Here is a 6,031-nt window from a genome sequence, read left to right as displayed (position 1 = left end):
CGCACCAAAACAGCTCACCATAAAGTCGCAAATCAAACATTGCGAAAACCCACCAAATAATGTTGATCATTCAACATTTACGTGATTATTCTTTATCGACATTGGCAATCGTTTCCCCGCGTCATCCGTGAAAAGCGGCGGAGCGATGATTCACACACAGCCCTGCCTGACGTTAGCAAGGAGACCCACATGTTCGACGATATACGCGGCAAGAACGTACTGATTACCGGTGGCAGCAGCGGCATTGGGCTGGGGCTGGCGCTGAATTTTGCTCGTCAGGGGGCCCATGTGGCGATCACCGCAAGAAATGCAGCCAAGCTGGAGTCCGCCCTCCAGCACGCCAGCGCCACTGGCGTGAACCTGACGGGCTACATTTGTGATGTGAGCGTCTCCCAACAGGTGAAAGCGACCGTCGCCCAGTGCGCTGAGCACTTTGGCGGGTTGGATGTGCTGTGTTGCAACGCGGGGATTTTCCCTTCCGCGCCGCTCAGCGAAATGACGGAAGCGCAGTGGGATGAAGTGCATGCGGTGAACAGTAAAGGCTCTTTTCTGTGCGTGCAGGCCGCCATGCCGTGGCTCAAGACCGCCGAACACGGGCGCATTATTTTGACCTCCTCCATCACCGGCCCCGTCACTGGTTATCCGGGATGGGCGCACTATGCCTCAAGCAAGGCGTCCCAGCTGGGTTTCATGCGCACTGCCGCGTTAGAGCTGGCGAAAGATCGCGTGACCATCAATGCCATCCTTCCCGGCAACATCGTGACGGAAGGGTTGGCCGACATGGGGGATGACTATATCGCCGCGATGGCGAAGTCCGTTCCCCTGAATCGCCTCGGCAGCGTTGACGACATTGCCGCCGCCGCGCTGTTTTTTGCCTCTCAGGCGTCCGGATATATCACCGGGCAAACGCTGATTGTGGATGGCGGCCAGATTCTTCCCGAATCCTTATCCTGCATTTCCTGACGGAGTGGTAATCGCATGCGTAATCAAATAATGACTCACCTGGCCGGGAATGACGCGGGCGCTCCGCCGATCCAGCGCCTGCGCCCCAACGCCGTCGGACTGACCGGCGTCTTGTTTATGACCGTCGCCACTGCCGCGCCCATCACGGCGATGCTGGGAAATGTCCCCATCGCGGTGGGCAGCGGTAACGGGCAGTACGCGCCCGCGGGATTTCTGGTCGCGACGATCATTCTGGCGCTGTTCGCCGTCGGTTACGCGCAGATGGCGAAGTACATCACGGCCACCGGCGCGTTTTATGGCTTCATTTCTCACGGGCTGGGACGCGTCATCGGTATGGCCGCCGGGGTAGCGGTGACGCTCACCTACATCGTGTTTGAAGCGGCGCTGGTCGGCATTTTCGCGTTCTTCTGCGAAGACTTGGTCCACGGGCTGTCCGGGATACAGGTGCACTGGATCGTCTTCGCGCTGGGCATGCTGGTGGCGAACGGCGTTCTCAGCTACTTCGATATATCGCTCACATCGAAAGTGCTGGGCGTCTGTCTGGTGCTGGAAATTATCATCCTTACCGTCGTGGCGGGCGCGGTGCTGTTCCACGGCGGCGGGCCGCAGGGCTTTGTTCCCGAGTCGATCAACCCGTTGAAGGCGTTTACGCCCGCGCTGGGCGTCTCGGGGGCGAACGCCGGTATCGGCCTGTTCTTCGCCTTCTGGTCCTGGGTCGGGTTTGAATCCTCCGCCATGTATGGCGAGGAGTCGCGGAATCCGAAGAAAATCATTCCGCTGGCGACACTGCTGGCCGTGATTGGCATCGGCCTGTTCTATGTGTTTATTTCCTGGATGGCGATTGCCGGGACAGGCCCGGAGAAAGCCATCGCGCTGGCGCAAGACCCGAATCAAGCGGCTGAAATTTTCTATGGCCCGGCGCGCCAATACCTGGGCGAGTGGGCGGTTTCCGTGTTCAAAATTCTGGTGATCACCGGCTCCTTCGCCTGCGGGATGGCCTTCCACAACTGCGCGGCGCGCTACCTCTATGCACTGGGCCGGGAGAACCTGTTCCCACGCTCAGGCAACACGCTGGGCCTGACCCACCCCAAACATGGCTCGCCTCACGTCGCTTCAACCGTGCAAACGCTGATCGCCAGCGCCATCGTTCTCCTGTTCCTCATCGCGGGGAAAGATCCCTACGCGGATATCTACACGCTGCTGGCGATACTCGGCACGATGGGGATCATGATCGTTCAGGCGTTGTGCGCCTTCGCCGTCATCTTCTACTTCCACGCGCATGCGGAAAACCGTAAGAACAGCCACTGGTTTAAAACCTTTCTGGCGCCGTTACTGGGCGGGATTGGCATGCTTTACGTCGTCTATCTGCTGTTCGCCAATATGGATTTCGCGGCCGGTACGGCAGCCAATACGCTGTTCTATAAAGCGATTCCGTGGATTGTGCTAGCCAGCTTTGTCGTCGGTGCCGCCATCGCCACCTGGTTTAAGTTTTTTGATAATAAGAAATTCCAGGTGATTGGCCGCATCGTTTTGAATGACGAAAAATAGAGGACCGGATCATGTCTGATAACTCACGTCTCGTTCTGCTCAACGCGCATCAACTTTCCGCGTTAATCAGGAATAAAGACATCTCCTGTCGGGAAGTGATGGCGATCTATCTCGACCACATCGAAGCGTTTAATCCGCAGATTAATGCCATTGTCAGCCTGCGGGAGAGATCGCAGCTGCTCAAAGAAGCGGAAGATAAAGACCTCGCCTTGGCGAAAGGCGACTATCAGGGCTGGATGCATGGATTCCCTTTGGCGGTGAAAGATCTGGCGCTTACGCAAGGGATTCCCACTACCCGGGGATCGCGGATTTTCGCAGAGGACGTTCCCGAGAAAGATGCCCTGATCGTAGAAAGAATGAAGCAGGCGGGCGCCATCGTAATCGGCAAAACCAATACGCCGGAATTTGGGCTGGGCTCCCAGACCTATAATTCGGTGTTTGGCGCGACGGGCAATGCCTATCACCCGGCGTTGACCGCAGGAGGCAGCAGCGGCGGCGCGGCGGCGGCACTGGCGATGTACCTGCTGCCGGTGGCAGACGGCAGCGACATGATGGGCTCGTTACGTAATCCCGCCGCCTTCAATAACGTCATTGGCTTCCGCCCCTCGCAGGGCTGCGTTCCTTTGACGGAAAGCAACGAACTGTTTATTAACCAGATGGCGTATGAAGGCCCGATGGGGCGCTGCGTGAAAGACGTAGCCCTTCTGTTGGCCACGCAGGCCGGTCGGGACGATCGCGCGCCGCTGTCGCTGAACGTCGATGCCGAACAGTTTACCGCCTCACTGGAGAGCGACTGCACCGGTCTGCGGATCGGCTGGCTGGGGGATCTTCAGGGCCACCTCCCCTTCGAAGATGGCGTATTGCCCCTGTGTGAAACCGCGCTGAGCACGTTTTCTTCGCTCGGCTGCGACGTGAGCAACGTCGTGATTGATATGGATTTTGACTCGGTCTGGAACGCGTGGTGTACGCTGCGGCACACGGCCGTGATGCACAATCTTTTCCCCCTCTACGCAGACCCCGAGAAGCGGACACGCCTGAAGCCGGAAGCGCTTTGGGAAATAGAGAACGGGCTGGCGTTAAGCGCGATGCAAGTCATGCAGGCGTCGGCGGTCAGAACGCAGCTCTACAGAAAACTGCTCGCGCTTTTCGATGAGGTGGACTTCCTGATACTACCGAGCGCACAGGTCTTTCCCTTCGACAAACACCGCCATTGGCCGGACACCCTGTCAGGCCGGACGATGGACACCTATCACCGCTGGATGGAGGTCACCATCCTCGGGAGCCTTTCCGGCTGTCCTATCGTCAATGTACCGGCTGGATTTAATTCATCAGGGCTGCCTACCGGGATCCAAATCATCGGGCGTCCTCAGCGCGATATGGCGGTGCTGCGGCTGGCTCAGGCCTATGAAACCGCCACGCAATGGACCGCAAATCATAAACCGCCAGCCATTAACGACAGCGACTTGATTCACGATTAATTTCATTTATTCACCAGAGGGGGATCACAATGAGCAGCCATAAAAAAATTATCGCAGGCACCATCGGCAATATACTCGAATGGTATGACTTTCTGATTTATGGCTTCTTCGCTGCGGTGATCGCCAGACAATTCTTTCCAGCCAATGACGAATACAGTTCGCTGCTGATTTCGTTAGCGACCTTCGGCGTGGGCTTTTTTACCCGACCGATTGGCGGACTGGTGATTGGTTTTTATGCGGATAAATACGGCAGGAAAAAAGCGCTGCAGCTCATCATCTGGCTGATGTTTATCGCGGTCACGATCTTTGTTGTGACCCCGTCCTATCACCAGATTGGTATTACGGCCCCGATATTGATCGTCATCGCGCGTCTTATTCAGGGGTTCGCGACCGGTGGCGAATATGCCAGCTCAACCTCCTATCTGGTGGAAGGCTCAGACGACAATAAGAAAACGTTTTACGGTTCCTGGCAGTTATTCGGGCAGTGTCTGGCGGTAGTGCTGGCCTCGATTATCTCGATGATTATTTTCAACGTGTTCAAAGAGAGTCTGGACAGCTGGGGCTGGCGAATTGCGTTTGCCATCGGCCTGATTATTTGTCCGGTCGGGCTTTGGATCAGAAATAACCTCTCTGAATCCGACGAGTTTATTCAGCAGCAATCTGTGGAAACTCTGCCAAGCGATAAAAAACGGCTGGATGTCAGAAAAATCATCCTCGGGTTCTGTCTGGTCGTCAGCGGGACGGTGGGCTTCTACGTGTTGTTGATCAATATGCCGAGCTTCGCCAGTAAACAGCTAGGCATGCCCATCACCAGCGTACTCACCATCCAAATCGGCATCGTCAGCCTGATGGCGATCATCATTCCCCTGTTCGGCATTCTGGCGGACAAAATCGGAAGAAAGCGCGTGTTTCTGGTCGCGACTATCGGCTACTTCGTGATGGTGCTGCCGCTGTTTACCTGGGTGATTCATTCGCCTCAAATCAGCCATATGCTGGTTATGCAGCTGGTGCTGGGGGTCTGTCTGGCCGCGCAATTTGCCACTATGCCCACCATGCTGACATTGCTGTTCCCCGTCGAGAACCGGGTGACCTCGCTATCCATCAGCTACAATCTGGCGACCATGACCTTCGGCGGATTCTCGCCGTTCATCGTGGCCTGGCTGTCGCATGGTTGGGGCGCGCCTGCCCCGGCGTATTACATGTTTGCGGTGTCTGCCATCAGCCTGGGGGCGGCTATCTGTTTTCCTCGTGACGAGAAAAAAGCACGGCCCGTGGTGGCCAGCGAGTGGACGCATTAACGATGATTGTCTGGGGCCATAGAACGGATGATGTGGCCCGTGTTATTTAGCGGTGCTGACACAGGAAGAGGCATATTCAAGACCGTGGTGATGGATGCGATGGATCTGTTCGTCACTCCATCACTGCCCGACCGTCGTCGGCAGCGCTCGGACAAAGTGACTCGGCGTTGCACCGAACATTTTCTTAAACTCTCTCGAAAAATACGCGGGATCGCTAAATCCCCAGCGGTAGGCGATATCACTGACCGAACCGTGCCCCGCGCCCCGGTCGCGCAGGGTTTCCGCACACCGGTTTAACCGCGCTGTTAGCAGATAGCGGCCGAATGTCTGCCCTTCCCGCTGAAACAACATGCTGAGGTAGCGAGGCGTAATTTTAAAACGTTGGGCGACCGCTTTGAGGTTTAATTCCGGGTCTGACAGGTTGTCGTTGATCAGCATTTTTATCTGTAAAAACAGCATGTTGGCCGTCGTGGACTGAGCCGAATGGCTGCGGTGATCGGCGATAATCGTCGCCAGCAGATCCATGGCCTGATCAATCAGCCGCTGCTGGTGCTGTTTAGGCAATTCATCCGGTAGAGTAAACAGGCCATCGAGAAAGCTCGCGGTCAGCCCGCTCAGCGGATGCGAGCCGCCGAAGCTCACCGCGGTCAGGTCATCCACCCGCCCTAAGCGACGCTGTAAATGCAGTCGGGGAAATTGCACCACCAATTGCTGAAACTCCCCATTCAGGTGCAGTTCGTATGG

5 protein-coding genes are annotated in these 6,031 nt (G+C 56.6%); 4 read left to right on the top strand and 1 reads right to left on the bottom strand.

Features of this window, described 5'->3' with window-relative positions; translation table 11 throughout:
• Positions 1-189 precede the first annotated feature (189 nt).
• Genes fabG through Q7O77_RS13540 form a run of 4 tightly spaced genes read left to right on the top strand, consistent with a single transcriptional unit; the run spans position 190 to position 5,287 of the window.
• Complete coding sequence (gene fabG, locus Q7O77_RS13555) at positions 190-963, top strand: 3-oxoacyl-ACP reductase FabG (protein ID WP_304168256.1); 774 nt, start codon at positions 190-192, stop codon at positions 961-963.
• Positions 964-978: 15 nt separating this feature from the next.
• Positions 979-2,511, top strand: a complete 1,533-nt coding sequence (locus Q7O77_RS13550; protein WP_304168253.1) for an APC family permease — start codon at positions 979-981, stop codon at positions 2,509-2,511.
• Positions 2,512-2,522: 11 nt separating this feature from the next.
• Positions 2,523-3,989 carry an amidase gene (locus Q7O77_RS13545; RefSeq protein ID WP_304168250.1) on the top strand — a complete coding sequence of 489 codons (1,467 nt, stop codon included), beginning with the start codon at positions 2,523-2,525 and terminating at the stop codon, positions 3,987-3,989.
• A gap of 29 nt (positions 3,990-4,018) precedes the next feature.
• On the top strand, positions 4,019-5,287 hold the full coding sequence (locus tag Q7O77_RS13540; RefSeq protein ID WP_304168248.1) for an MFS transporter: 1,269 nt from the start codon (positions 4,019-4,021) through the stop codon (positions 5,285-5,287).
• Positions 5,288-5,407: 120 nt separating this feature from the next.
• Here Q7O77_RS13540 and Q7O77_RS13535 read toward each other — a convergent pair.
• A partial coding sequence (locus Q7O77_RS13535; protein WP_304168245.1) for an AraC family transcriptional regulator occupies positions 5,408-6,031 on the bottom strand: 624 nt, incomplete at its 5' end.

This window comes from Lonsdalea britannica (assembly GCF_946477055.1).
Lineage (GTDB): Bacteria > Pseudomonadota > Gammaproteobacteria > Enterobacterales > Enterobacteriaceae > Lonsdalea > Lonsdalea britannica_A.
This window is presented reverse-complemented; position numbering and strand designations above follow the sequence as displayed.

Bases quoted from the DNA above. Each gene is read 5' to 3' on its own strand.
- fabG (WP_304168256.1), top strand. From the start codon at position 190: ATGTTCGACGATATACGCGGCAAGAACGTACTGATTACCGGTGGCAGC.
- Q7O77_RS13550 (WP_304168253.1), top strand. From the start codon at position 979: ATGCGTAATCAAATAATGACTCACCTGGCCGGGAATGACGCGGGCGCT.
- Q7O77_RS13545 (WP_304168250.1), top strand. From the start codon at position 2,523: ATGTCTGATAACTCACGTCTCGTTCTGCTCAACGCGCATCAACTTTCC.
- Q7O77_RS13540 (WP_304168248.1), top strand. From the start codon at position 4,019: ATGAGCAGCCATAAAAAAATTATCGCAGGCACCATCGGCAATATACTC.